Source organism: Bacillus haikouensis (assembly GCF_013179555.1).
In the GTDB taxonomy this organism is placed as follows: domain Bacteria; phylum Bacillota; class Bacilli; order Bacillales; family Bacillaceae_B; genus Rossellomorea; species Rossellomorea haikouensis_A.
The window spans coordinates 1-2,988 of record NZ_JABMCR010000393.1 but is presented as its reverse complement, the minus strand read 5'-3'; the positions used below and the strand labels follow the sequence as shown (position 1 = coordinate 2,988).

The 2,988-nt window shown below is 48.0% G+C and carries 2 protein-coding genes and 1 pseudogene; all 3 read right to left on the bottom strand.

The features are described from left to right. Positions 1-454, bottom strand: a pseudogene (locus HP456_RS22085) (urocanate hydratase); the annotation flags it as partial. After that, complete coding sequence (gene hutH / locus HP456_RS22080) at positions 447-1,970, bottom strand: histidine ammonia-lyase (RefSeq protein ID WP_172255120.1); 1,524 nt, start codon at positions 1,968-1,970, stop codon at positions 447-449. The pseudogene HP456_RS22085 and the gene hutH, both read right to left, overlap by 8 nt. Positions 1,971-2,143: 173 nt before the next feature. After that, complete coding sequence (hutP, locus tag HP456_RS22075; protein WP_376766246.1) at positions 2,144-2,590, bottom strand: histidine utilization transcription antiterminator HutP; 447 nt, start codon at positions 2,588-2,590, stop codon at positions 2,144-2,146. Positions 2,591-2,988 lie beyond the last annotated feature (398 nt).

Here is a 2,988-nt window from a genome sequence, read left to right as displayed (position 1 = left end):
CCGCAAATGTTTCGTATGTTCCTTGCAGGATCCCTTGAGTCCCGATGTAAATCCAGCTTCCCGCCGTCATTTGCCCGTACATCATGAGACCTTTCTGATCAAGTTCGTGGAAGTGCTCCCAGTTCGCCCATTTGGGAACGAGGACAGAGTTGGATAACAGAACCCTCGGCGCCGCTTTATGCGTTTTGAATACGCCGACCGGCTTCCCGGATTGGACAAGCATCGTTTCGTCGTTCTCCAGGTTGCGGAGAGTGTGGACGATTGCATCGAAAGACTCCCAGTTACGTGCCGCTTTTCCGATGCCGCCATATACGACAAGCTCTTCCGGAATCTCTGCCACTTCAGGATCCAGATTGTTGTAAAGCATGCGGAGGACCGCTTCCTGCTCCCAGCCTTTACACTCGATTTCCGTTCCTTTTTTCACCTGCACGATTCGTTTGTTTGCATTAACCATTTGTCGTTTCCTCCTTTGTTTTGATGATTGATTTTAATTTGAGTTGTTTCATCCAGCTGTTTACTTTCTCTATGTCTTTCGAGAAAATCCGGTCCTTCGTGATGGAAGGAACTATTTTTCTCGCTTCTTCGTAAAATTTCTTCGTTGTGCTCGCAAGAAGATCTGTGCCGCGGTGCTCGACCGCTTGAAGACTGCAGATCAGTTCGACTGCCAGGACTCTTCTTGTGTTTTGTAAAATTTGATACGCATGCCGCGATCCGATCGTGCCCATGCTCACATGGTCCTCCTGGTTCGCTGAAGATGGGATTGAATCGACGCTTGCCGGATGAGCAAGTGTCTTGTTTTCGGAAACGAGTGATGCTGCGCAATATTGCATGATCATCGCTCCCGATTGAAGCCCGGGCTGCGGACTCAGGAATGCCGGCAGATCGTTCAGCTGCGGATTGACGAGCCGTTCGATTCTGCGTTCCGAGATGTTCGCCAGTTCCGCTACCGCGATTTTCATGAAATCCATCGCAAACGCGATCGGCTGGCCATGAAAGTTCCCTCCTGAGATGATCTTTTCCCCATCATCGAAAATCAACGGGTTATCCGTTGCTGCATTCATTTCAATCTCGAGCTTTTCTTTCACATAATCGAGTGTCTGCCAGGAAGCTCCATGGACTTGCGGAATGCATCTCAAGGAGTAGGCATCCTGAACCCGGATATCACCCTGCTTGGTTGTGAGCTTGCTGTCATGCAGATATTCTCTGATTCGTTTTGCCGTTGCAACCTGCTGCGGGTAACCTCTTACTATATGAATATCTTCGTCAAACGCATCCATGATTCCTTGCAGACCTTCCAAAGTCAGACTGGCAATCATCTCACTTTGATAAGCCAGTTCTTCTGCTTCCAAATAGCCGATTACTCCCATGGCTGTCATCGCCTGGGTTCCGTTGATGAGTGCCAAGCCTTCCTTCGCCTGCAGCTGGATCGGGAAAATATTTTCTTTGGACAGCACGGGGAGTGTTTGATGAACCTGCCCCTGGTAGTGGACTTCGCCTTCACCCATGAGGGCCAGTGCCAGATGGGAAAGTGGTGCGAGATCACCGCTTGCTCCGAGTGAACCCTGCTGAGGGATGACCGGATGGATTTCTTTATTCAGGAATTCTACTAATCTCTCCACGATGACCGGCCTAACGCCGGAGTAGCCTTTCAGAAGGGCATTGGCTCTTAGGAGAAGCATCGCTCTTGAAACAGTCTCAGGGAACGGATCTCCAACCCCGCACGCATGGGAATGAATGAGATTGAGCTGCAGCTCCTCCACATCATCCGAATCGATCAGCACATCACTGAACTTCCCGAAGCCCGTCGTAATACCATACACGACGCGCTTCTCCTTCACGATTCTTTCAACCGCTTCCCGGCTCTTCTTCACCCGCTCCATACTCTCCGGGGATATGACAACCTCCTCCCCCTCAAAAATGATCCTTCCCGCATCCTCTAAACTCAACGAACATCCATTCAATATAACCATTTATCATCACCTCATTGAATTATTTTGGACTTGCTTGTAATTTTGCGCTTTAAAGCACTTTGTAAGGGCTCTTGAACCCCTGACACATCGAAAAGGAGGCCCGACCTCATAGACAGACTTCTGCCTTGGGTCGAGCCTCCTTTTGACTGGTTTCTATAGGCTCTTTTCCTATTTTAAATATGATTGATGCCTAAACCGATTGTTTCATGTTCCAATCCTTTAATGGGCGCGCCAATCGTTCCGTACAGAGCGACTGCAATCCATTCGCCTTCTTCTTCGTTTTCATAAGGGGTCCCCCTCACGACAGAGAAACGAAGGCCGACCGTCCTCAGGACCTCCCCGATCTGGGTGTGTCCCCTGGTCACTCCTGTCAGAGCTTCCATGGTGGCATGGTACAGCGCATGCATTTCACGATAAAGATCTTCTCGTACAAGATCACTTCGTTTTGCTGCCGTTTCGATGGCAGCGACAATCTTTTGACTATCCATGGAGCCGATTCTGCCGGTGCAGTAGCTCCAGTTCAATTCATTGAAATGCCGGTTCCATGCTTCCTCTTCCTGATCGAGAAGCAGGAGCAGCATCGCGTTCTTTCCAATTTTGGTATGATCCATTTTATCCAAGCGGCATTCGCACCTTAACTAGAAAATTCTAAAAATACTAATAACTACTTATATTGTATGGTGAACGGTTCTCAGGGTCAACGGGAAATGTTGTGATTTTAGAAACTTAGAGAGGCAGTTTGGTAGTGTGGTAAAGTTTTTTTTGAAGGACAAAGGGGAACATCGGGAAAATAAAAAGACGTCCCTGGTTAGCAGGTTCGCCTGTTGGCTCCTTTAATTCTGTTCTATCAGTTTTTCAGGAAGGACGAGATACCTCCTCCATCGCTTTCATGAAAGAAATAGGAAAGAATATCTTCTCTGTCTGCAATTGTTAAAGTATCTTTCTGTGGAAAACGAGCTTTTACATCCAATTTATAAACTCCATCTTGGATTTCAAGCATAACCTTACAGTCAAGGGG